Source organism: Stutzerimonas stutzeri (genome assembly GCF_024448955.1).
GTDB lineage: Bacteria > Pseudomonadota > Gammaproteobacteria > Pseudomonadales > Pseudomonadaceae > Stutzerimonas > Stutzerimonas stutzeri_AQ.
Map to the genome: position 1 here is coordinate 95,549 of NZ_JAMOIH010000017.1, position 22,675 is coordinate 118,223.

The window sequence follows — 22,675 nt, forward strand, 5'->3', positions numbered from 1 at the left end:
CTTCCTTGTCCTTGTGTCATCCATGGGTGCGCCCGAACCAGCGCTGCATCCGGCTGGGTGCGGGGCGGCGGAAGATATCCAGTAGCTGGGTCACGCTACTCGTTCGCTCGTCTACATCGAAAGCGAGTGTCCTAAGCAACGAGTGCCAAACATGAGTAGGCAGCTTCGGCGGGCAGCGCAGCTCTTTTTCCAGCGCCATCGCTTTGGCCTGCTTGGCGCTCAAGCGGCGGAACGGGTGTTTGCCGCTCGCTAATTCGAACAATAGGCAACCGAGCGCGTAGATATCGCTGGCTTCAGATGGCTCGTCGCCGTCCAGCAGTTCAGGAGCTGCATAGCGCGTCGTCCACGCCTTGAAACGGTTGCGCGAGAGGCGCGGTAGATTTTTGAGTACGCCCTCGAGTGGCTGGCCGAGCCCGTAATCGAACAGGCGTAATCCGTCCTCTGCGAGTATCACATTGCTCGGTTTGAGGTCTCCGTGAATGACGCCGCGGCTATGTGAATACGCGAGCGCTTCGAGCAGCGGCAGGGCGATCTCGCGCAACTCATTCCAGGCGAGCCCTTCGGGGTGCTCGCCGAGCAGCTGGTCGAGCGTCGGGCCCTTGAGCAATTCGAGGGTGATGAAGGCACGCTGGCTGGCGGTGTCCACGTCGAAGCCGAACAGGCGCACGACGTGGCGATGACTCAGCCGGGCAGTTAGTGCGAATTCGGTATAAAGCAGCGCATGGGCGTCGGGGTATTCGGCGAAATCGTCGCTCAGGGTCTTCAGCGCGACGTAGGGTTCCGGATCGCCGAATTGCTCGCGCAATAGATCCCGCGCCCGGTAGACCGCGCCCATGCCACCGACCCCGAGCAATCGTTCGATCCGGTAACGCCCGCCAAGCACCTGAGGCAGCTCCCCGGTTGTAACGGTTGCAGGCGTTGGTGCCTGCCCCGGCGCAGCAGTAGCGGCGAAAGCGAAATAAGTCAGATCCGAGGCCGGTTCGGCGCAAAAAGGTTGGTTCATCGACGCACCACCACGGCGCTGAGATTGTCCCGCGCCGGACCGTCCATGGCCTGGTCGAACAGGCGCTGTAGCGCAAGTCCAGGCGACGGCGAGTTCAGCGCCGCGCTCAGGGCATCCGGCGACAAACTCTGGTAGAGCCCGTCGCTGCACAGAAGCAGAGTGTCGCCGGGGTGGACGTCGAACTCGAGGATATCCAGCTCCAATTGCTCGCTGGCGCCAACGGCACGGGTGAGCGCGTGCGCTGCGGGGTGGCGTGCGGCCTCCTGCGGGCTGAGGTTCTGCTCGTCGATGAGTTGCCGCAGCAGCGAATGGTCGCGCGAAAGCTGATACAGACGGCTGCTGCGCAAGAGGTAGCAGCGGCTGTCCCCGGCCCAGACGCAAGCGGCGCGTTCGCCTTCCATCAGCAGGGCGACCACGGTACTGCCGATGACTGGGTCGGGACGTTCGGCGGTGACGGTCAGCTCCTGTCCGAGGCGGCGATTGAGTTCGTGCAGACAGCGGCGCAGGCTGAGCAAACGCTCGGCCAGACTGCCTTCGGGCAGCTCGGCCAGCTGCTCGACGATCAGGCGGCTGGCCAAGGCGCCGTTTTGGTGGCCACCCATTCCGTCCGCGACGACCCAGAGTCCTTGCTCGGGGAGGTCGAGAAAAGCGTCTTCGTTGCGTGCGCGGACCTTGCCCTTATCGGTCCGCGCCGCGCTTCGCCAGCTGTAGACCTGACTCGGCGTCCCGGTCATCACAGGGTCGCCGGCAGCTTGAAGTCACGCAGCAGGGCGATGTCGAACGGGTTCGGCGAGCGCTGGCTATGCAACAGGTAGTTGGCGTGGCGCCCGCCGAGGTTGGCCTTGAGCATCAATACATCACGCCCGCTGTGGTAGTCGACCTGCATCAGATCCAGCAGGCGGAACAGCGACCAGGGGCCTGTGTTTTTCTCGATACCGACGCGGCGTCCACCGAGCTCCTCGACCACCAGGCTGGTGCGGCCATCGTCTGCGGTAGCCGGCCAGCTGAAAGCGGTCTGCACGATCGGCCCATGGCGGTATTCCATCTGCTGATTGCCAAAGCGGAAGTCGGCGCGACCCAGGCTCGAGTCCAGCGAATAAGGCTCTAGCTTGAAGCGGATCTGTGGCTCGTTCGGGCTCTCCGCGAAAAAGCTGCGGCGGATGGTCTGTGCATGCCCCATCTGCGCCAAGAATTCGCGCGACAGCGGCAGGCCACGACCATCAACGCGGCGCAGCTGGTACTGGCCGGCGCTGCCGCTGACGAAAGGTTTGAGGTAGCGATCGAAAAAGCCGTCGGCAACGCCTTGTGCCTTGAAGAATTCACGAAAATCAGCGATCGCGACGTCGCTTTCACTGTGAGCGCTGAACGGATAGCGCTGACGCAGCGACGTTTTGTAGAACGCATACAGTTCGCCCTGGTAGCGCCGATTGAGGTAGTGATAGGCGTCGTTCAAGACTAACGTCCAGCTGTCCTCGGCGAGCAGACCGAGCCAGTTGCCGATGGGGTGCGGCAGACGGGCCGCGCTGGTGCGCAACTGGTTGATCACGTCGCGCTGTCCGCCCATACGCGCCTTGGCCAGCTCGAACGCGGCCTGATCCGGCGCGCTGGCGTGGGCCAGGCTCCCCAGTTGCAGCTGCAACGCGTCGAGCGCCTGCAGCGTCGGGATCAGCTCGGCGCTGGCGCCCGCCTGTTCGTCGAGCAGGCGATGCAGCGGTTCGAATCGACGCTCTAGCATCTTGCGCGCGGTGTCCGGCAGATTCTTGGCCAGTGCGGCCTGGGTTTGTTCTGCGGCGGCCGAGGCCAGTTTGGCAGCCTTGCTCAGTTCGCCATCGGCATCCTTGAGCGCATCTGCAGCATCACCTGCGGCGTCCGCTGCGCCGGCAAAGCGGGTGTTGTCGCGCACTTCGACCAGCAATTGCAGCAGCGGCGAGTTGGCGGCGCTCAGCCCGCTTAGTAGTACGGCACCCTGGCCGGCGCCAGCAATCGGCTCCAGCGACAGCTGTGCTACGGCTTCGCCCCAGTAGTTGGCGTAGTCGCGAAAGTAGAGCTGTTCCATTTCCACCATCAGGCGCCCAAGGTCCTTCAGGCTCAGACTGTCGCCCTCGCCGAGCACCCAGTTGTCGTGAAGGATCTCGCGCACCAGATCGCTGCCTTGAGCGACGTAGAACTTCTGGTAACCGTTCTGGGTGTAGAGGCCGGGGATGGCGTAATCGCCGCCGTTGAACAGCGCGCCTTGGGGGCCGAGGCGCTGGCTGAAGCGGTAGTCGGGCAGGCTGCGGGCCTGATCGCGCAACATGCGATAAACCACGTTGGCCAACGATTCGCTGCGTAGCACCTGCCGCGCCTCGGCGACAAGCTGATCGTTGAGCGCGTAAGGCGCGAAGCCTTCTTCGAGAAGGCGCTCGAAATGTGTGTTCAGACCGTTTTGCGCCACGGCATTGCCGGCATAGCGCAGCGACCAGTCGGCTGCCAGCCACTCCTTGAGAAAGCCTTCGTCGCGTCGCTGCGCCAGGTTGAGCATGAGGTAGGCGCGTAGGCTGCCGAGCAGACGCTCGCGATCGGTGAGGTTGGCACGTATCTGAGCTTCGAGCTGGCGGCCGACGCGCGGCAGCAGCAGGTTTTCCAGCTCGCGGCGATAGGCCTGACGCAACGTCGGATCGACGTCCTCGCCCTGGTAGAGCCCGCCGCGCTGCAGGTAGGACATTTCGGCCTTGTCCGGGAATACCTGGGTGGCGGCATAGCTGGCGTCCAATGCCTTGAGCGTGCGTAGCGCGTCGTCCTGAGCGGTGATTCCCTGGTGCTCGTCTCCCAGCCGATCGGCCAGGCTGCGCAGCTGTTCGAGCCGCTCATGATTGCCGGAGAAACCATTGGCCCAGAGCGCGCCGAACAGCGCCAGGCAGGCGAAGCTCGCGGTATACAGGGCGCGCTGGCCCCAGTCGATACGGCGCACTTCCTTCTGGTCCAGTCCGGCCAGGTCGGCCTCGGGGAAAATCACTCGGCTGAGCAGGTGATTGATGAAGCGCGCTCGGCCACTGCGCAAAGTCGGCAGTGCGTTGCTGGACAGCCCGAGATTACGGCCGATGCCGCTGGTCAGCGGATCGAGCCCGCCTTGCAGTTGCGGCGCGCTGGTCAGGTAGAAGCCGCGCAGCTGGCTGGCGCGCTGGTAGCGGTTGCCGGAAAACGCCAGCTCGATGAACAGGCAAAGGCGCTCGCCGATCTGACCGAGCTGATGAGGAAAGTCGAGAATGCGGCCGCGACGTTGGGTATCGCGCTCCTGGTGCATACGTAGAATCACCTGGCTGTTGAGCCGGCGCAGCAGCTCCTCGAACTCGCCTCGGATCACGTTGACGTCGGTGCCGTCCTGCTCTTTGCGGAAGCTGGCGCCAAGCACCTGATCGCTTTCTTCGCGCGACAGCTGGTCGAAGAATTCGTCGAAGCCGAGCACCTTGTCCGCCTTGCTCAGGACCAGATAGACCGGTACATCGGCGCCCAGGCGCTGGTGGATCTCGTGCAGGCGCTGGCGGCTTTGACGCGCCAGGGTTTCGAGCTCCAGTTCGCTCGACTGCAACAGTTGTTCGACTGGAATGTTGACCAGCACACCATTGAGCGGACGCGCACGGCGGCGGCGTAGCAGGCCGAGCAGCGTGTCCCAGGCCTTGCCGTCGACGGCGGCATCGGGCTGGGTCAGGTAACGGCCGGCGGTGTCGATCAACACCGCGTGGTCGACGAAATGCCAATCGGCGTAGCGAGTGCCCGAGACATCCTTGGTCAGGCGCTGGTTTTCGCTGCGGTTGAGCGGAAAGTCCAAGCCGGAGAAATCGAGCAGCGAGGTCTTGCCGCTGCCTTGCGGACCAAGCAATAGATACCACGGCAGATCGTTGCGCCATTTCTCGCTGCGCCCGCGGTACAGGCTTGAGCGCTTGAGAGTGCGCAGGGCGTCCCGATAGCGTTGGCGCAGGATGCTCTGCTCTTCGCCGACCAGACCTTCGCGGCGCAGGCGTTCCTGCAGTTCGTCATCACTGGCCTCGGCCTGCTGACGGCGGGTGCTGCGCCAGCTGGCGAAGACCATGAACAGGCCCCAGGCCAGGCATAGACCGGCAATGGTCAGCAGGCGGCTGGTCGAGGATTCCCAGAATTTGTAATCGTCCACCGCCAGCAGCGGTCCGACGAACCACACCAGCAGGGCCAGTACCAGCAGGACGCATAGGCTCCATACCCAGGTCTTGCGGAAAAACGCGGCAAGCTTGCCGAAAAAAACCTTCATGGCATTACGTCCTTGTTACGACTGAGGCTCGATCTGAACGGTTGGATCGACGGGTTGGTACGGCTGCAGTACGGTGTCGCGTTGCTCGCCAAGTACCCAGGCAAAGCCTGCGTACAGCATGCCCAGGCAGACCAGCGTGAAGAGAGCGACCAGCCACCAAGGCACGATGCGCACCAGGCGCCGACGCGTGTCGCGCAGGCCTTGCCAGTGCGGTGAAACCTCACGCGGCACGTCGCCACGCAGCTGGCGGATTTGCCGGTACAGGCTGTCGCGTACCGCTTCGAGTTCAAGCATGCCGCGCGGCAGTACGCGGTACTTGCCCTCGAAGCCCAGCGACAGGCAGAGGTACATCAATTCCAGCATCGGTAGATGCTTGACCGGGTTGCGCGAGAGGCGCTCGAGCAGCTGGAAGAACTTTTCGCCGCCGAAGGTCTCGTTGTGAAAGCTCGACAGCAGGCTCATCTGCGACCATTCGCTCTCGTTGCCCCACGGCGTGGTGACCACCGCTTCATCGATGGCGGTGCACAGGACATAACGCGCAGCCATCACCTGGCTGCTTTCGGCGCCGTCGTGCAGAGCGCGGTGTTCGAACAGTTTGAGTTCGCTCGATAGGCGCTGATTCAGCGCATGCATGTCCTCGCCTTCGAAGCTGTGCTTGAGCCGCACGACTTCGGAGAGCAGCGAGGAGGCCGCTGCTACTAGCGGGTTGAGGCTGATGTTGAAGGTTTCCGCCGGGCGCAGGCGAGCGGCGTAGATCATCCGCTCCTCGAGCTGCTCGAATTTGGGCGGCGCGCTGAAGTCGGTCAGCGGGCTTTGTGCCGGGGCGTCGCCGTGGCGATTGAGGATGACCGTCTTGTCGTCCTGTCCGTAGTCCATTTCTCTGATCATGTCGGTCAGTTCCTGATCGCCCAGAATTTCAGCTCAAGCCCGGTGAATTCGCCGGACACGTGGAAGGCGAAGCCGCCGGAGCGCTCCAGTTGCGCCAGCTCCTCGGAGCTGAGCTCCAAGGCGAAGTAGGTCTTGCCGGAGTGGAACGGAATCTGCCGCGGTGCCACCGGCAGCGGTTTGACCTTGATCCCCGGCAGATGCAGGTTGACCAACTGGCGGATGCGCTCCACCGGGCCGACCTTCAGGTGTGCCGGCAGGCGTGTGCGCAATTCTTCGGAGTCGCACTGGGCGCTGGCGGCCAGCACGAACGAGGCACTGCCGAGCAGTTTGTGGTCGTGTAGCGGCGAGACCTGGATGCCGTACTGGCGTTGCTGTAGCAGCAGTTCGATGGCGTGTTGCTCGAGCACCATCGACAACACCTGGCGGATCGCATCCATCAGCTTGCGGAACGACAGCCCCTGGTCGTTGTGCAGATAGCGGCCGTCGAGGCGCGGGCGCTTGGTCTCGCTGGAGAAGGTGGCCAGTTCGCCGAGCAATCCCAGTAGCTCACGATAGATCTGTTCGGGATGCACCCGGTCGATGCCTAGGTAATGACGCAGCACCGGCTCGTAGCGGTTGATCAGCTGCAGCATCATGAAGTCGCCAACCTCGGCACCGCCAACCTTGCCGGTAGCGCGGATGCGTTCGGCGAGGATGTCGCCGCGATGGCCGAGCATGCTGATCACTTCCTTCAGACAGGACAGCAGATAGCTCGATGCCTGGAAGTCGATGAAGGTCGGAATGTATTCGGGGTCGAGGCTGATGACGCCATCAGGGGTGGTGTCGAGGATGTCGCAGAGCTTGAGCTTCACATAGGCCTGATCACTCTGCTGCTCGCCGAGCAGCAGGCGAAAGTCCGGACGGGCGGTGCTGACCTGGCTGCTGCTGGCGTCACCGGCGTTAGAATCGGCGACCTCCTCGTCGACGGCGGTGTAGCGCGCCAGCACGTCTTTCTGTTCCGCTCGACGGCTCTCGATATGGTTGCCGGTGACCAGCGGCAGCGCCAGATAGACCGGGGTATTGCTAGTGTTGGGCGACACGTCCACGGCCAATGGCTCACGCTCGGCGCCGATCTCGAACAGGCTGCCATCAGGAAGGAGGCCGCTGGCCTGGCTGAGTACTAGCTTGCCCATGTTGAGAAACTGACGGTCAATCTCCAGCCCGAAGAACCCCCAGGCGTAGTGGCCGAGTTTCTGCGTACGTAACTTGAGCTGCGCGTCGTAATGACGGTCGTTTTGCTGGAAGTGCTGCGGGCGCAGCAGCATGCCCTCCTGCCAGACCACTCTGTTCAGGCTCATTAATCAGTTCCCCTTCGCGAGTGGGTCGACGGTCTGGATGCCCTGCTCGTCGAGGGTCAGCTCGATGCGGTTCTGCGCCTTGTGCTGCAGCGGGATGACGAAACGCCAACTGGCTTCCGGCAGGTCGCGGTAGGCGGCCAGTACACCGACATAGCGGCTGTGTTCTTGCACGAATAACTTGAGATCGCGCTGCTCGCCGGGGCGTAGTTCCAACTCTTCCTGAATCACCAGGTCCGGTGACAGGGCTTCCTTTGGGCGCTGGTAGAGCGAGAAGAAGTCAGCGTTCTCGAAGGCCACCGGATGCGTGAGTTCGATCAGGCGTATCACGATGGGCGATGGGCGGCCGTTGAGGTCGGGATTGAGCCGGTCGCTGCCCTGCAACGACAGGTCCAGCTTGGTCAGATGGGAATTGGGCGAGAGCGCCGAGCAGCCAGCGAGCGCGGCCAGCGCAGCAAGCACCGCAGCGGAAAAAAAGCGAGACATGGACATCATCCTTGAAGGTCGGTGTTGAGCGTCGCGATCAGGCGCACCTGCTCCTCGTAAGCCTGGGCAAAGTCGCGTGTAAATTGCCGTTCGCTCCAGTCGTCGTCGCGCTGCATGGCTTGATGCAGTCGCCGATAGGCGCGCCAGCGGCCGCCGGAGGTGGTAATTAGTGGTTTATTGTCACGCTCGAAACGCAGTGCCAATTGCTCCGGTGAGAGTTGCTCGAACATGCCCTTGATGGCGGCCCGGCTGGCGGCCAACATCGCCACCTGATGCGCCTGCAGATCCCGATAGGCACGCCCTACGGCTTGCTCTGCCGGCAGCTGGCCGGCTTTGCCGCCGCGCAGCAGAAGGCTCAGCGCTTCGCCACTGTCGATGCTGTGCTTGAGCGGGTTATTGCCGGCGCTCTGCATGGTGGTCAGCGACAGACGCAACTCGTTTTTCAACTCGCCACGGGTGCGCAGCGCCTGCTGTAGTCCGCCGACGCTCTGCTTGAGCAGGCTCGCCGCCTTTAGCGCCAGCGCTTGGCGTGCCTGCTCGTCGAGATCGTGCAGGCTGACGCCTAGCGCCTCGCCGAATCGCGTCCAGAAGTCCGGCGGCAGACGTTCGAGTTCGGGCGCGGCCTTGGGTTGGGCGGCTGGGGCTGGCATCACCAGTTCGGGAATCTGCAGATTTTCTTCGTCGATCTGTGCGTAGTCACGTTGTTGCGCCTGGGCTCGAGACGGGGCGAGCACGGCGGTAAGGTCGTCCACCTCGGCGTATACGCGCTCCTGCTGGTCCATTGCGGTCAGCGGGTCGAGGTCGAGAAAGGCATCGTCGGGAATGATGCTGCCGGCTGGCTGCGGGCGCCCGATGTCACCTGCGAAAGAGGCTGGATCCTGGATCAACCGAGCGCGGATCTCGAAGTCACCCAGGCAGTAAACGCTGCCGTGCTCGATTCGCTGCGCCCGGCCCTTTTCCAGGCTGGCGCCGGTGTCCTTGAGCTGAATGCCGTTGCTGCTGGTGTCGGTGAGGAAGAACGCGCCGTCCCGGTAGCTCACCTCGGCGTGGCGGCTGGATAACACGCGCTTGCGGTCCGGGATTACCCAGTCGCAATCCTCGGCACGGCCAATGATGCCGCCGGCCTGCTTGAAGGTTTTGCTGCTAATGAGGCCCGGTACGAATTGCTGCGCACTGACCATATCGAAAACCAGTTCCATGGCTTTTTTCTCCTGGCAGATCAGTTGCCGCGAGACGATGCCTGCGGATCACCCAGCGGGCGATACTCATCGTCGTTGAACTTGTAGTTGCCGGAGCAACCGGTAAGGGCGAGGGATGCAGCGAAAAAAACGAGGGCGCAATAGCGGACTAGCACGCGATTTCCTCCTTGAAAGCGTGTGGGCGGACGGCCCCGCTAACGCAAATGGCGAGGCGGGACGGAGGCCGTGCATTAAAGTTCACCCGCCTGCTCGCGTGGGTGAACAAGGTCACGAAAAAGGGCGGGGTTGGCTTGGAAACGAGAGCTATGACTAATAAGCGCTGCATCATCCACGCCGGACGTTTGTTCAGGTTGGTATCAGCGATCTGAAGGGCCTGGTTTCTTTAGCTCAGAGATCGCTGACGCTGACGCCCAGCCGGTCCATGCGATAGAGCAGCGTCCGGCGCGGCAGGCCCAGTTCGCGGGCTGCCTGACTCTGATTGCCGCCATTCTTGCGTAGGGAATCGATCAACAGGCTGCGCTCGACTCGCTCCAGCCGCTCGCGCAGGTTGAGGGTGCTGTCGAGCGCGTTTTCCACAGTGCGCAGGTTGAAATGCTCCGGCAGCAATTCCCCGCCATCACAGAGCAGTACTGCGCGTTCGACAAGCCCCTTGAGTTCGCGCACATTGCCCGGAAAACCATAGCCGGCGAGCTGCTCCAATGCGGAGTCCGACCAACGCACCGCATCGCGCTGCAGGAAGCTGCAGGCCTTTTCTGCAAAATGCCGGGCCAGGCGCAGGATGTCCTGGTCGCGCTCGCGCAGGGGCGGCAGTTCGACGGGGAACAGCGAGAGTCGGTAATAAAGGTCCTCACGGAAGCGGCCCTGCTCGACGCGCTTGAGCAGATCCTGATGCGTTGCGGCGACGATGCGCACGTCGACCTTGTGGATGCGCGTGCTGCCCAGCGGTCGGACTTCGCCCTCCTGCAGGACCCGCAACAGCTTGGCCTGCAGGGTCAGCGGCATGTCGCCGATTTCATCGAGGAACAGCGTGCCGCCGTCGGCTGCGTCGAACAGACCTTCGTGGTCGCGCTCGGCGCCGGTGAAGGCGCCCTTGCGATAGCCGAACAGCTCGCTTTCGAGCAGATGCTCGGGCAGCGCCGCGCAGTTTTGCACGACGAATGCCTGGCTGCGGCGTGCACCGCAATCATGGATGGCACGAGCAACCAACTCTTTGCCGGTACCGGTCTCGCCAGTGAGAAGCACACTGACCGGATTGTGCAGGACCTTTCCGATCAGCCTATAAACGGCGCGCATGCGCGGACTGTCGCCGATCAGTCCGTAATCGCTGGCGCACGGTCGTGCTGTTGGGATTTGCGCGAGGGAGGGCTGTGTCGCACCGTGCAAACGATGCAGCAGCTGCACTTGGCCAAGCGCGAAGCGGCCCAGGTTGGCGAGGCTTTGCGCCGCGTCACTGAGATCGCGGTCCACGGTATTCGCTGCCACCAGCAACCCGGCGGCATGGCCCTGTGCATCTTGCAAAGGTAGGCACAGCAGGCTGCGCCACGGCCGCGCTGACTCGGGTAGAAATCCGGTCTGGTGCAGGCTGGTGTCGAGCGTAGCGAGGCTCAGTGGACGATTCTGATTGAGGCAATATTGCAGCAGCTGTTCGCCGTCATAGTCGCTTGGCAGGCTCGCGGCCTCGTGCCGCTGCTGTTTGCCTTCGAACCATTCGGCCGACAGCATCAGGCGGGTATGGGTTGCATCGAGCAGATACAGTTGGGCGAGCGGGCAGTCGGTCAACTGCGCCGCGATCTCAACCAGCCCATCCAGCCAATCGTTGGAATCGGACGTGCAGGACAGCTGGGCGAAGCGGCCCAGGAGCGCATCGGCGTCCAGCGAGGATGGCGATTCGGCGAATACCGCCTTAAGCGAACTCACAGACGACCGTCCCATCAGCGTCGAGCGTGGCGTGCACTTGAGTAAGCGCTTCGCCGCCGGCCATCGCATCGAGCAGGCGATCAACGACCTGCGGCTGCAGGTATTGGTCGATCAGATGATCGATCAGGCGCGCGCCGCTGTCGCTGTGGGTGCAGCGCTCGGCCAGGTCGTTCACCAGTGCTTCGCAGTGGCTGAAGCGCAGTTGGCGCCGGGCCAGGCGCTCGCCGAAGCGCGACAGCTTGAGCGCCACCAGTTCTCTGAGTATCTCGCCCTGCACCGGGTAGTAGGGTACGACGCGCATGCGGGCGAGCAGCGCCGGTTTGAAGTGCTGGGTCAGGGCAGGGCGGATGGCCAGTTCCAGCTCTTCGGCCGCCGGCTGCTGGCCGCCCTGGCAGAGGTTGGCGATACGGTCGCTGGCCAGGTTGCTGGTCATCAGAATCAAGGTGTTGCGGAAGTTGATTTCACGGCCCTCGCCATCATTGGCTACGCCCTTGTCGAAGATCTGATAGAAGATGTTCATCACGTCCGGGTCGGCTTTCTCGACCTCGTCGAGCAGCACCACCGAGTAGGGTTTCTGCCGCACCGCCTCGGTCAGCATGCCGCCTTCGCCATAACCCACGTAGCCGGGTGGCGCACCGATCAACCGGGATACGCTGTGCTTTTCCTGGAATTCCGACATGTTGATGGTGGTCAGGAAACGCTCGCCGCCGTACAGCAGGTCGGCCAGCGCCAGGGCGGTTTCGGTTTTGCCGACCCCGCTCGGGCCGACCAGCAGGAACACGCCAACCGGCGCATCCGGCTTGTTTAGACCGGCGGCGGTGGCGCGCATCGAGCGGTCCAGCGCTTCGATGGCTTGCTCCTGGCCCCGTACGCGTCGGCGCAGGTCGTCGGCGAAGCTGAGTACCTTGCTGTTGTGCTCGCGCGCCAGTTGAGAAAGCGGCACGCCGGTCCAGTGGCTGATCACCTCGGCCACCAGGCGCGGGCAGACTTCGTAGCTCACCAGCCGTTCGGCGACCTGGGCGCCGGCGAGTTTGGTCTGGATAACACGCAGCTCGGCTTCGAGCTGTTCGAGGTCGGGTCGCGCTTCTTCGTCGGTCTCGATTTCGGGGTTCAGTCGAGCGGCAGCGCATTGCTTGCGCAACTCCAGCAGGCGCTCGGCGAGGTTGCGTTGAGCTGACCAGCGGGTCTCCAGCTCTTCGAGTTCGGCGCGGGCACTGGCCAGGCGGGTTTCCAGACAGTTCAGCCCATCGGTTTCGATCTGCAGACCGGCGTCCAGATCGCGGCGCAGTGCCAGCCCCTGACGCTCACCTTCGGCGATTTCGCCACGCAGACGTTCCAGCGCTTCCGGCGCGGCCGCCAGGCTGATACGTACCCGGGCGCAGGCGGTGTCGAGCACGTCCACCGCCTTGTCCGGCAGCTGGCGCCCGGCGAGGTAACGGGCCGATAGCTCGGCGGCGGCGACCACGGCGTCGTCGCGCAGGTAGATGCCGTGGCTCTTTTCGTAGACCGGCGCGAGGCCGCGAAGGATGGTCACGGCTTCGTCGACGGTGGGTTCGTGCAACTGGACGGGTTGGAAGCGGCGGGCGAGGGCGGGGTCTTTCTCGAAGTATTTCTTGTATTCGCTCCAGGTGGTGGCGGCGATGGTGCGCAATTCCCCTCGCGCCAGGGCCGGCTTGAGCAGGTTGGCTGCATCGCCACTGCCGGCCTGACCACCGGCGCCGATCAGGGTATGGGCTTCGTCGATGAACAAGATGATCGGCTTGGGCGAGGCCTTGACCTCGTCGATCACTCCCTGCAGGCGGCGTTCGAACTCGCCCTTGACACTCGCGCCGGCTTGTAATAGGCCGAGGTCCAGGCACAGCAGCTCGACGCTCTTGAGCGCGTCCGGCACCTCTCCGTGGGCGATGCGCAGCGCCAGGCCTTCGACGATGGCAGTCTTGCCGACACCGGCTTCGCCAACCACGATCGGGTTGCTCTTGCGGCGACGGGCGAGGATGTCGATCATCTGGCGGATCGCCGCGTCGCGACACAGTACCGGGTCTAGCTTGCCGTCGCGTGCCTGTTGGGTGAAGTTGTGGGTGAAGCGCGACAGGTTGGATTCGCCCGCTGGCGCTGCCTTGCCTGGAGCAGCCTGCGGCTGCTGCGCCAGCGCGAACTCGCGTAGACGCTCGGCATTCAGGCGCGCCAGCAATGGCTGGTAATGGCTGCCGGCGTAGCGCATCGGGTTGCGCAGCAGCGCTAGGATCAGCGCGGCCTGGTCGATCTGGCTCTGGCCCAGTTCGAGATTGCCAACCAACAGGGCGTCTTGCAGCCACTGCACCAGTTCCGCGGAAAACACCGGGTTGCGCGATTCACTGTGCTCACCGCGCGGCTGCAGTGACTGGGCCAGCGTGCCCGGTTCGATGCCGGCGTCTTGCAGAGCACGCGCGAGCAAGCCTTCGGGGCGTTCCAGCAGGCCCAGCAGCACATCTTCGACCAAGATCTTGCTGCCGCCCCGCGTTACACAGCGTTCGGCTGCGACTTCCAGGTCGCGCTTGGTCTCGGAATCGAGGGCCTGGACCAATTGTTGGAGATCTACATTAATCATTTCATCTTCCTTAATGAGTCTGGCCGCCCAGGGTGACCATGCCGTCGGCGCGTTCGCTGCCGAGCCAGCTGGTCCAGCCGAGGCGGCAGGGATTTTCGGCACCGATGCGCAGGTCGCGGATTTCGTCCCGGCGCAATTCCAGGCGGATGTCGTAGTCGAGCGGGTCACGCAGCGTGAAACGGACCAGCGCGCAGAGCGGCTGGTAACCGCTGCCCACGGGCAGAAATTCGTGGAAACGGTCCCAGCTCAGCTGACGGATATGGATACGGAACTTGCCGCCGCGATCACGTACTCGCTCGCCCAGCACCAGGCTTTCGCCGAGCTGGCTGTTGGCTAGGCCGAGGCGGTTCTGCTGCTCGGCAATGATCTCGACCTGGCGCTCTAGACACTGCTCGATGCGTAGGTCGGCGTGTTTGAAGTAATAGCGCAGCACGGATTCGATCAGGGCGGCCGAATGTGCGCGCAGGCTGAGCAGGCCGAGATAGGGCAGCAGGCGCTTCCAGTTCAGCTCCGAGGCGGCGCGGATCTGCTCGCCGCCCAGCCCGATCAGCGCGAACAATTGCTCGGACAGCGGATCGCGCGCGCCGCTGGAAAAGCGCGCGTGGTAGCGATATTTCTGCCAGATCGGCAGCATCAAGCGCTGCAGGCGATTGTTGAACAGGTCAAGGAATTCACGCGTCGGGTTGCCCTCGGGGCTGTCACCCAATGCCTGATCGGCATAAAAAGCGGGTAGCGGCGAGCCGGCCCCGAACAGGCTGATCAGATTGATCCGCAGGCGTGCTCGCAACTCGCCGCGCTCTTCGAAGAACTCCACGCGATCAACGTCGCTGCCGGGAAAGCCTAGGCTCGGGTTGGCCTGGAACTCCAGGTGTTCGTAGAGCGACTCTTCGTCCAGATCGGGGTGTGCAGTCTTCAGGCGGTCCATCACTAACAGCACACCCTGGAACAGGCTGTACTCGCGAATGCCCCGGCTGATCCGGTTTACAGCAGGGGCTGTTGCCCCATACGCGGCGTCCATTGGTACACCTCTCCCTGTGTGCTCCTGACGCGCAGCTCATGGTACGAGTTGAGGCTGGCGTACAGCGCGAAGAATTCATTGAGTATCGAGGCGAAGAGGAACAGATCGCCCTCGCCGAGATAACCTTCGAGGTCCATTTCGAGTTCGGTGCGCACACCGCGTACCGGCAGCCCGCGGTGCAGTCGATCGACGTGTTGATGCCCGATCTGCTTGAGCCCACCGAGCAGGCGCTCACTGACCTTTTTCGCGTGCTGGTCGTAATGGCGCGGCAGGTCGTAGGTCTCAAGAATGACCTTCAACGCCTCGACGTTGGCCAGCGACAGGTAGTTGAGCGACATGTTGCTGATCAGTTTCCAGAGAAAGTCCCGGTGCAACGGCGGCGCGTAGCTCGGTGTCACGGCGCTGATATTGCGGAACGTGAGGAATTCGGGCGTGTCTTCGCTGGGTATGCAGATGTCACCCAGGCTCAGCTGGTGCGGCAGGTTCTGGTTGGTGCAGGTCAGTTCGATGGACAGCGTCTCATGCTGGTCGAGGTTGCGCAGACCGAAACTGAGGTAGGTATCCAGGCCATCGCCGAGCATCGAGGGTTGCTGGCGGACGCTGTAGTGTGGACGCGCCAGTGGTACGTCGAAACTGGGGTCGTGTTCGAACGACTCGAACGGGACGTACTCTTCGTAGCCCATGCCGCCGGGTTTCCAGCCGGTGACGCGATCGACCGAGAAAACACCACACTGGCTGCTGTCGAGCTCCGAAGGCAGCAGCAGATATTGGTCCTGTTTGCCATCGAGACGGATAGGGACGGCGTCGTGTTCGAACAGATTGACCACCGGCGTGCAGTACAGGCGGACATTGTCCAGCGTCGGGCGAATGCGCTGAACGCCGGCCTTGTGGATGTCGAAGCGCAACTCGAAGCCCCGGGCCTGCTTGAGTAGTTCTTGCGGTAGGCGCTGTAGAGCGTCGAGGCCAGGCAGATCGACAAACAGGAATTTTTCCTGGAACGCGAAATATTCTTGCAGGTAGCGATAGCCGCGAAAGGTATTGAGCGGGTAGGGAATCAGCGCCTGGTCTTCGGCAAAACCCACTGGCTGCAGCTTCGCTGGATCGAGCCGCAAGCCCTGCAGTGGGACACCGAAATCGTCGGTGAACGGCTTGCCCTGAGCGTCCAGCGCGACCAGTTGCACGCCGTTGAGGTGACGCAGCAGGCTCAAGTAGAGCATCTGGCTAATGTACCGTTCGCCGGCCAGATGCAGGCGCAGTTGCTTGAGATTCAATTCGCCGAGCTGGCTGCCGGCCGTCATCTGCAAGCGCAGGCTGAGCAGCGCGCCGTCGCCTTTGACCGAGTAATCCAGCCCTTCGAGTGCCAGTGGCAATACTTCTGTGGCGTAGGCGGTTCGGAACCGGCAGGTCACGCCCTGGATCGGCTTGGACTCGACCGGCGTGTTGCGCGGCACCATCAGCGCTGGGCCGGGCTGTTTGAGCGGATCGAACTGGAGCATGCTGAACGCCGGCAGCGGCCGCATGTAGTTCGGCCACAGCAGGTGCATCAGTGAATGGGTCAGCTCTGGCAGCTCATCATCGAGCTTTTGCCGCAGACGCCCGGTGAGAAAGGCGAAGCCTTCCAACAGGCGCTCGACATCCGGGTCGCGCCCGCTCTGGCCGAGGAACGGCGCCAGCGCCGGGCTGCGCTCTGCGAAACGCTTGCCGAGATGGCGCAGGGCGGTGAGCTCGCTCTGGTAGTAGTGGTTAAACGACATGCTGTTTGCTCATCCCTGGGCTTGACGTCGCGGGCACAAAGCCGTGTCGCGGATCGTCCATATGCTTATGGCGCGGCTTTTACGTTCAATCGATGAGTGCTCCAGCTGCGCAAGGAGGTGCTCTTTATCGAGCAGGATCGACTCGCCGTGCGCGGCGATGTCCAGACGGTAGCCGGGCGGGAGGCTCTTCTCGATGCTTTCACTGAACGAGATATGGGACAGCACCTCGACGGATTCGCCTGGCATCAGCCGTTGACCAGGAGCGAAAGGTGCCTTGCCATTGGAGTACTCGCGGACGGACACCTCGACGGGGTAGGCGCACGTGTTCTCGAAGTTGGCAATGAACGCTGTTTTCGATTGCGTACTGCAGCCGACAACAATAAACGAGCAGAGCAGTAGGCTTCGCTTAAGCATCGAATTTCACCCGGGACAGCCACAGCAGTCCCTTGACGTCGTTCTCCGAGGCCACGGAGCGCGCCCAGTAGTCCTGCATGTTGCTGGGCCCCTCAGAGTGGTAGTGCATAAGGTCAATTTCTCCGCTGGCAGGTACCGGATTGTTGTCCAATGGCTTCTGGGTGAGGATCGTAGAGGTCGACTTGTGACTCCAGGAGTACTCGGGAATCACTCCTCCATCGCCACACTCGTTAAGGATCAGGTGGCCCAGCTCATGGGCAGCGGTATGCTCGAACTCCTGATCAGCGAAACTGACCGGATAGTTAGCAGCGGCCCACCAGCCCTGGTTGTGGTAGATCTTCTTGAACATGGCGAAGCTGGTGGAACGGCCGAAATCGTTACTAATCGAGGCAATCAAAGGAAAGTCCTTGGTGCCAGGGTTTTCATTTACCTGCGCCAATACCTTGACTTGGAAAGCGCCGTTGTCGGTCTGGATGGAGGCACCAACGGCACCGCGACTTCCATCACGCGACCAGTAGCGCTCGACACCGGCCGTGGCCAGGGTCTTAAGCTCCTCGAACGTTCTGGCTGTTCGTTGATCGTTACTGCCGGCGACCCCACCGTCCGAAAAGCTGGGGCGGACGGTGAGCTCCACTGTGCCGCCGTTGCGATGAACACGCGCATCGACCCAGGTCGCTTCTTTCGCAGAGTTGTTCAGGCGCAACTCCGTCACCTGTTCTTCAGCATCCTTACGGGCTGTTAGCCGTACCAGAAGCTGCTCGCTCTTCAGCACTCGTGTATCAAGAATCCCGCTCTGGTCATAGCCATCCCACTGCCAGAGGTGCTCACCTTCATGTAATAACGGTGTGGTATCGGTCTCGCTGTAAAGCAACGTTTCACCATCGAAAATCTTTAGGGTCAGACTGTCAGCTACCTGCTTGCGGTTGCGTATCAAAAAATCGATGGTTTCTTGATTCTTCGTCGTGCCTTGAGCCAGTTCCTCGTAATCGGGAATCATCAAGGGCGTCAGCACACGATTGCCTCCTCGTTTCAGGCTAATGCTGTAACCCAGTCCCGTCTGCTCAGCCGCTTGTGCCGGAGGAACAAGGGCATTGACGAGAGTTGCTGCTGCCGCTGCGGCCAGAGAAAGGGGGGCAACCGGGCTGAACGCAGCCCTGCCGCCACTCGTACCGATAATCACCGTGCCGGATCCTTCCACCACTACATTGCCATGGCTGCCCACACTGCCGACCACCGCCGCCGGCTTGCCATTGATCAGCACGGTGGGAATAACCGCACCAGTCATGGCACCGCCACAGGCGGAGGCATCACCCATGCGCGCGGCCGGCATGCCGTCGAACAACACGTCGGAAGTACCTGCCGCTATCGGGTTGGTGCCGTGGCCCTTTTTCGGGCAGTCGGTGGGGTCGCCCAGGCGGGCTGCGGGTTTACCGGGCATTGGCTTTCCTTAGTGGACTTTGACTTGTCCGCTGCCATCCAGACTTGCGGAAAAACTCACTTGACGCTTGGTGCCGTCCAGTTCCAGCAGGCCTTCGATGGCGAAAGACAGGCTCAGCGGGTCGTAGTCGCGGGGTAGGGATATCACCCGCACTTGGCTCAAACGGGGTTCGTACGCTTCTATAAAGCGTTCGATGGCGATACGCGCCTGTTGCAGCGAGTCATGCAGCGACAGGCGCATATCGTTCAAATCGGGCAACCCGTAGTCAGGCAGCGTTTGCACGCTGCCTGCTCGGGTGCTGAGCATTTTGGCGAGATGGGCAGCCACCGAAGCCATCGCCGCGACTTCGCGGCTCCAGCCGGCGCGCTTGTCAGCGTCCCCGCCGAGGCGTTCGAAAAGACTGCCGTATCCGTTCAAATGCTTATTCCTTGTCCAGCTTGCCAACCAGCGACAGGGTGAAATCGGCACCCATGTACTTGAAGTGCGGACGCACGTTTAGGCTGACGCGGTACCAGCCCGGCTCACCGTCCACATCGCTGACGACGACTTGTGCGGCGCGCAGCGGACGACGGCTGCGGACTTCGGAGCTTGGGTTTTCCTGGTCCGCCACGTACTGGCGGATCCACTTGTTCAGTTCCAGCTCCAGGTCGGTGCGCTCTTTCCAGGCGCCGATCTGCTCGCGCTGCAGCACCTTAAGGTAGTGCGCCAGGCGGTTGACGATGAACAGGTAAGGCAGCTGAGTGCCGAGCTTGTAGTTGAGTTCAGCGTTCTTGCCTTCCTCGCTGTTGCCGAAGAACTTCGGCTTTTGTGCGGAGTTAGCAGAGAAGAATGCGGCGTTGTCGCTGCCCTTGCGCATGGTCAGGGCGATGAAGCCTTCTTCGGCCAGTTCGTATTCACGACGGTCCGAGACCAGTACTTCGGTAGGGATCTTGGTTTCGATCTCGCCCATGCTCTCGAAGTGGTGCAGGGGCAGGTCTTCCACCGCGCCACCGCTCTGCGGGCCGATGATGTTCGGGCACCAGCGGAACTTGGCGAAGCTGTCGGTCAGACGGCTGGCGAAAGTGTAAGCGGTGTTGCCCCACAGATAATGCTCGTGGCTGTTCGCTACGTTTTCCTTGTAGACGAAGGATTTGACTGGGTTGTCTTCCGGGTCATAGGGGTTACGCAGCAGGAAGCGCGGGACGGTCAGGCCGACGTAACGGGCATCTTCCTGCTCGCGGAAGCTCTGCCACTTGGCGAACTGCGGGCCTTCGAAATGATCCTTTAGATCCTTCAGGTCTGGCAGGCCGGTGAAGCTTTCCAGTCCGAAGAACTTCGGGCCTGCCGCGGCGATGAAAGGCGCATGAGACATGCTCGCTACCGAAGCCACGTACTGCATCGTCTTGACATCCGGTGCGCTCGGATCGAAGAAGTAGTTAGCGATCAGAGCGCCGACCGGCTGGCCGCCGAACTGGCCGTACTCGGCGGTGTAGATGTGCTTGTATAGGCCGGACTGGACCACTTCCGGACTGTCTTCGAAATCTTCCAGCAGGTCCTGCTTGGACGCGTTAAGGATCTCGAGCTTAATGTTCTCGCGGAAATTGGTGCGATCGACCAGCAGCTTGAGGCCGCGCCAGGAGGATTCCAGGGCTTGGAATTGCTGGTGGTGGAGGATCTCGTCCATCTGACGGCTGAGTTTGGCGTCGATCTCCGCGATCATGCGGTCGACCATCGCCTTCTTGACCGGCTCTTGCTCGTTCTGCGGTTTGAGCAGTTCTTCGATGAACGCGGAGACGCCGCGCTTGGCGATGTCGTAGGCTTCGTCGTCCGGCGTCAGTTTGGTTTCAGCGATGATTCGGTCGAGAATGCCGAGTTCGGCGAGGTTCTTGCCGCCTTCGACGGTTGCTGCACTAGTGCTCATATTGGCGTTCCTTGTCGGGTTTAAGCGTCCAGTTGTTCTTTTGCCGCGAGGCCCAGTTCACCGAGTACACGCTCGCGCGAGTCGTCGTCGGCCAGTACGCTCTCGATGGCCTTGCGGAAGGCTGGAGCGTTGCCCAGCGGGCCTTTAAGGGCGACCAGGGCGTCACGCAGCTCCATCAGCTTCTTCAGTTCCGGCACTTGCTCGACCAGGTTGGCGGGGTTGAAATCCTTCATCGAGTTGATGCTCAGCTGCACTGCCAGCTCTTCATCGGTGGCTTCGTCCTGCAGGCGGTTTGGCACTGCGAAGGTCAGGTTCAGTTCCTGCTTGGCCAATACTTCATCGAAGCTATTTTTGTCGATGGCGATCGGCTTGCGGTCTTCGATCTTGCGATCGTCGGCGCGCTGGGTGAAATCGCCGAGCACCATCAGCTTCAGTGGCAGCTCTAATTCTTCCTGGGCGCCGCCGGTGGAGGGCTTGAAGGTGACATTGATGCGTTCCTTGGGGGCTACCGAGCCTTCTTTGGCCATGGGTCTTCTCCTTTACGTTTACGGCCCGGGGGCCTAATCGAGTACCACTTCGAGGTCGAGGTGGCACAGCCTGCGGTAAATCTCATCCTTGCTTTCACGCACGGCGTGGTTCTGAGGCAGCAGCTCACAGCAGTTATGCAGCAGACGCAGAACCTCGAGTGCGAGATCGGGTTCCCAGTCACCGAGCCCGGAGGCTTGCAGCGTCTGATCGAGGGATTCGAGCTGGGTCTTGGCCAAGTCGTATTTCTTGGCTTGGAAGCACAGCCGTGCCAGAGCCAGCTGCCAGAAGAAGCGCTCGCGTCCGCCGCGAGCCTGGTTGAGACCCGGCTTGAGGCTCTGTACGGCGCTTTTAAGGCCATCCTTGCGCAGCTGCGGAAGGACGTCCTGGAGGGCTTCCTCCCAAGCGGGGGTGGTGCCGGTTTGGCTAGTGAGCGATTCGCTCGGCGCCTGGGCGGGTTGCACGTGGGGCATCACCCTGGCGCTGATCCAGGCGCGAGTTTCCGCGTCGGCAAAGGGCGTGCCGTCATGGAAGCGCAGCTCGTCGAGACCCGGCATACGCTGCAGAAACAGCGCAAGCTGGATTTCAACCTCACGCATGGCCTGCTCGGCGTCGAGCTCATTCAGGCATTCCCAGGCCAGGCGCTGGCCGTCGAGCCAGAAAGGTGCGCGAACGATACTGGCCTCCAGATCAGCCAGCAGATCGGCGTAGAGGCCTTGGGCGAAACGTTCGCGATAATTGGCCAGCTTGTCTGCTGGGATGCCTCGCAGAGTGGTGACTTGCTCAGCGTTGCGCTCGGGTAGGCTGTCGATCTGCAGCCACAGTAGGGTGCGAGCCAGCCGAAGCGGCTTGAGGTCGGTAGCTTTTTGCTTCAGCCACCAGCTGCACAATGGTCGTGCCTGGTCCTGCATACTGCGCAAGCTTTTGTGCGCGTCCTTCTCATGTTCGATCGGAGTGGTTGCAGTTAAGACCTGCGCGGCGGCCTGTTTGACCTGGGCGATGGCTGCGCCGACGGGACCTGGCTGGGGGTGGGCGATTCCGGCACGCTTGACCATGTCGTCGAGCCGCCGGCAGAGGGGTAAAAGGAGGGGGGCCTGAGCACCCAAATGGGACGCCAAGCTATTTTCAAGGCCCCGGAGCTCCAGTGCGATGTGTTCGAAAAGCGGTAGCTGCTCTCCCATGGGCACGTGATCGGCCAGCACATCCTCCATACGGGGCACTAGCCAGGATATGGCTGCTGAGCGAGTGCGTGACTTGTGAGGATGGAGCTCGCCCCAATGAGCTCCGCAAAGGTAGCTGAGCATGGCGACGCCGGCATGGAGTCCTGTGAACGAATCGCGCTGATACAGGCTCCACGTTAGCCATGCGGCTATCCGCAGATCTTTTGTCTGGGTAGTTAGCAGCCGTTCGCTGCCTTCGCGCACGAGTTCCCAGTCGATGGTTCCGGCGATGTGTACCGCGGCGGCCTTTCCGAGTTCCTGTTCAAGAGCTTCGTACTCGGCAGCGTAGCGGAGGTCATCGCCTGCGAAACAGGTTGCTGTAATCGGAGATTTCGCTACCGCTAAATAGTGCGCGGCTAGCTTGGTAGAAAACGTCATTCCGTGACTCGATTCGTTCCTGCTTAGCAGTGCTGCAGGGCGCTTCATGCGCTAGAGATGCTGCGTGCCTATGCGGGCACGCCTGATGAGGTGCGCATCCTATGCGTGACGCACTGATGCGACTGTGAAGTGGTTTACAACTATGGGGGGGCTGCGTCATGGGCATGGTCGCTCATGCCCAAGATGAGCACTGGTTAGCTTCTTCAGAGCGTTTTGCGTTGAACCGCAAAGCTTATATATGGTCTCGCTGCGCTATTGATGGTCGAGGGTTCGCCCTCGGTCTTGGGTTTTCTATATATGTACAGTTTGCTCTTATAAATTCAGAAACACCGTTGACATGAATTTCTGGG

The 22,675-nt window shown here is 62.1% G+C and carries 18 protein-coding genes; all 18 read right to left on the reverse strand.

Annotated features, from left to right (window positions below):
• Positions 1 to 16: 16 nt before the first annotated feature.
• Positions 17 to 1,003, reverse strand: coding sequence for a serine/threonine-protein kinase (locus NA645_RS17445; RefSeq protein ID WP_256049998.1), 987 nt, complete (start codon positions 1,001 to 1,003; stop codon positions 17 to 19).
• Positions 1,000 to 1,737 (reverse strand): PP2C family protein-serine/threonine phosphatase, encoded by a 738-nt coding sequence (locus tag NA645_RS17450; protein ID WP_256049999.1) that lies wholly within the window; start codon positions 1,735 to 1,737, stop codon positions 1,000 to 1,002. Before NA645_RS17450 ends, NA645_RS17445 begins: the two co-directional genes overlap by 4 nt.
• Entirely contained in the window at positions 1,737 to 5,267 is a 3,531-nt protein-coding gene (gene tssM / locus NA645_RS17455) for a type VI secretion system membrane subunit TssM (RefSeq protein WP_256050000.1), read from the reverse strand. The genes NA645_RS17450 and tssM overlap by 1 nt, the downstream gene beginning before the upstream one ends.
• Positions 5,268 to 5,282: 15 nt before the next feature.
• Entirely contained in the window at positions 5,283 to 6,155 is an 873-nt protein-coding gene (icmH, locus tag NA645_RS17460) for a type IVB secretion system protein IcmH/DotU (protein WP_256050001.1), read from the reverse strand.
• Between the two features lie 5 nt (positions 6,156 to 6,160).
• Positions 6,161 to 7,492 (reverse strand): type VI secretion system baseplate subunit TssK, encoded by a 1,332-nt coding sequence (tssK, locus tag NA645_RS17465; RefSeq protein ID WP_256050002.1) that lies wholly within the window; start codon positions 7,490 to 7,492, stop codon positions 6,161 to 6,163.
• Positions 7,493 to 7,495: 3 nt separating this feature from the next.
• The gene (gene tssJ / locus NA645_RS17470) at positions 7,496 to 7,975 is read right to left on the reverse strand and encodes a type VI secretion system lipoprotein TssJ (protein ID WP_256050003.1); all 480 of its coding nucleotides are present in this window, start codon (positions 7,973 to 7,975) and stop codon (positions 7,496 to 7,498) included.
• A 5-nt stretch (positions 7,976 to 7,980) separates the two neighbouring features.
• On the reverse strand, positions 7,981 to 9,174 hold the full coding sequence (tagH, locus tag NA645_RS17475) for a type VI secretion system-associated FHA domain protein TagH (protein WP_256050004.1): 1,194 nt from the start codon (positions 9,172 to 9,174) through the stop codon (positions 7,981 to 7,983).
• A 20-nt stretch (positions 9,175 to 9,194) separates the two neighbouring features.
• Positions 9,195 to 9,329, reverse strand: a complete 135-nt coding sequence (locus NA645_RS20160; protein ID WP_256050005.1) for a type VI secretion protein — start codon at positions 9,327 to 9,329, stop codon at positions 9,195 to 9,197.
• A gap of 232 nt (positions 9,330 to 9,561) precedes the next feature.
• Positions 9,562 to 11,091, reverse strand: a complete 1,530-nt coding sequence (locus tag NA645_RS17485; RefSeq protein ID WP_256050006.1) for a sigma 54-interacting transcriptional regulator — start codon at positions 11,089 to 11,091, stop codon at positions 9,562 to 9,564.
• Entirely contained in the window at positions 11,078 to 13,678 is a 2,601-nt protein-coding gene (gene tssH / locus NA645_RS17490) for a type VI secretion system ATPase TssH (protein ID WP_256050007.1), read from the reverse strand. Before tssH ends, NA645_RS17485 begins: the two co-directional genes overlap by 14 nt.
• Positions 13,679 to 13,688: 10 nt before the next feature.
• Positions 13,689 to 14,696 (reverse strand): type VI secretion system baseplate subunit TssG, encoded by a 1,008-nt coding sequence (tssG, locus tag NA645_RS17495; RefSeq protein WP_256050008.1) that lies wholly within the window; start codon positions 14,694 to 14,696, stop codon positions 13,689 to 13,691.
• Entirely contained in the window at positions 14,660 to 16,450 is a 1,791-nt protein-coding gene (gene tssF / locus NA645_RS17500; RefSeq protein ID WP_256050009.1) for a type VI secretion system baseplate subunit TssF, read from the reverse strand. The genes tssG and tssF overlap by 37 nt, the downstream gene beginning before the upstream one ends.
• Before the next feature lie 9 nt (positions 16,451 to 16,459).
• Positions 16,460 to 16,864: a hypothetical protein gene (locus NA645_RS17505; RefSeq protein ID WP_256050010.1), complete on the reverse strand. Its 405-nt coding sequence runs from the start codon at positions 16,862 to 16,864 to the stop codon at positions 16,460 to 16,462.
• Positions 16,857 to 18,302 (reverse strand): PAAR domain-containing protein, encoded by a 1,446-nt coding sequence (locus NA645_RS17510; RefSeq protein ID WP_256050011.1) that lies wholly within the window; start codon positions 18,300 to 18,302, stop codon positions 16,857 to 16,859. Before NA645_RS17510 ends, NA645_RS17505 begins: the two co-directional genes overlap by 8 nt.
• Before the next feature lie 9 nt (positions 18,303 to 18,311).
• On the reverse strand, positions 18,312 to 18,719 hold the full coding sequence (gene tssE / locus NA645_RS17515) for a type VI secretion system baseplate subunit TssE (RefSeq protein WP_256050012.1): 408 nt from the start codon (positions 18,717 to 18,719) through the stop codon (positions 18,312 to 18,314).
• Positions 18,720 to 18,723: 4 nt separating this feature from the next.
• A complete protein-coding gene (tssC, locus tag NA645_RS17520) occupies positions 18,724 to 20,202 on the reverse strand; it encodes a type VI secretion system contractile sheath large subunit (protein WP_256050013.1) in 1,479 nt (492 codons plus the stop codon).
• A gap of 20 nt (positions 20,203 to 20,222) precedes the next feature.
• The gene (gene tssB, locus NA645_RS17525) at positions 20,223 to 20,729 is read right to left on the reverse strand and encodes a type VI secretion system contractile sheath small subunit (protein ID WP_256050014.1); all 507 of its coding nucleotides are present in this window, start codon (positions 20,727 to 20,729) and stop codon (positions 20,223 to 20,225) included.
• A gap of 33 nt (positions 20,730 to 20,762) precedes the next feature.
• Entirely contained in the window at positions 20,763 to 22,325 is a 1,563-nt protein-coding gene (gene tssA / locus NA645_RS17530; RefSeq protein WP_256050015.1) for a type VI secretion system protein TssA, read from the reverse strand.
• Positions 22,326 to 22,675: the final 350 nt, after the last annotated feature.

What these genes read in the sequence shown, in the direction of transcription:
- tssB (WP_256050014.1), bottom strand. Translation starts at nt 20,729, where the DNA reads ATGGCCAAAGAAGGCTCGGTAGCCCCCAAGGAACGCATCAATGTCACC.
- icmH (WP_256050001.1), bottom strand. Translation starts at nt 6,155, where the DNA reads ATGATCAGAGAAATGGACTACGGACAGGACGACAAGACGGTCATCCTC.
- tssM (WP_256050000.1), bottom strand. Translation starts at nt 5,267, where the DNA reads ATGAAGGTTTTTTTCGGCAAGCTTGCCGCGTTTTTCCGCAAGACCTGG.
- tagH (WP_256050004.1), bottom strand. Translation starts at nt 9,174, where the DNA reads ATGGAACTGGTTTTCGATATGGTCAGTGCGCAGCAATTCGTACCGGGC.
- tssH (WP_256050007.1), bottom strand. Translation starts at nt 13,678, where the DNA reads ATGATTAATGTAGATCTCCAACAATTGGTCCAGGCCCTCGATTCCGAG.
- NA645_RS17510 (WP_256050011.1), bottom strand. Translation starts at nt 18,302, where the DNA reads ATGCCCGGTAAACCCGCAGCCCGCCTGGGCGACCCCACCGACTGCCCG.
- tssG (WP_256050008.1), bottom strand. Translation starts at nt 14,696, where the DNA reads ATGGACGCCGCGTATGGGGCAACAGCCCCTGCTGTAAACCGGATCAGC.
- NA645_RS17505 (WP_256050010.1), bottom strand. Translation starts at nt 16,864, where the DNA reads ATGCTTAAGCGAAGCCTACTGCTCTGCTCGTTTATTGTTGTCGGCTGC.
- tssJ (WP_256050003.1), bottom strand. Translation starts at nt 7,975, where the DNA reads ATGTCTCGCTTTTTTTCCGCTGCGGTGCTTGCTGCGCTGGCCGCGCTC.
- NA645_RS17450 (WP_256049999.1), bottom strand. Translation starts at nt 1,737, where the DNA reads ATGACCGGGACGCCGAGTCAGGTCTACAGCTGGCGAAGCGCGGCGCGG.
- tssA (WP_256050015.1), bottom strand. Translation starts at nt 22,325, where the DNA reads ATGACGTTTTCTACCAAGCTAGCCGCGCACTATTTAGCGGTAGCGAAA.
- tssC (WP_256050013.1), bottom strand. Translation starts at nt 20,202, where the DNA reads ATGAGCACTAGTGCAGCAACCGTCGAAGGCGGCAAGAACCTCGCCGAA.
- tssK (WP_256050002.1), bottom strand. Translation starts at nt 7,492, where the DNA reads ATGAGCCTGAACAGAGTGGTCTGGCAGGAGGGCATGCTGCTGCGCCCG.
- NA645_RS17445 (WP_256049998.1), bottom strand. Translation starts at nt 1,003, where the DNA reads ATGAACCAACCTTTTTGCGCCGAACCGGCCTCGGATCTGACTTATTTC.
- tssF (WP_256050009.1), bottom strand. Translation starts at nt 16,450, where the DNA reads ATGTCGTTTAACCACTACTACCAGAGCGAGCTCACCGCCCTGCGCCAT.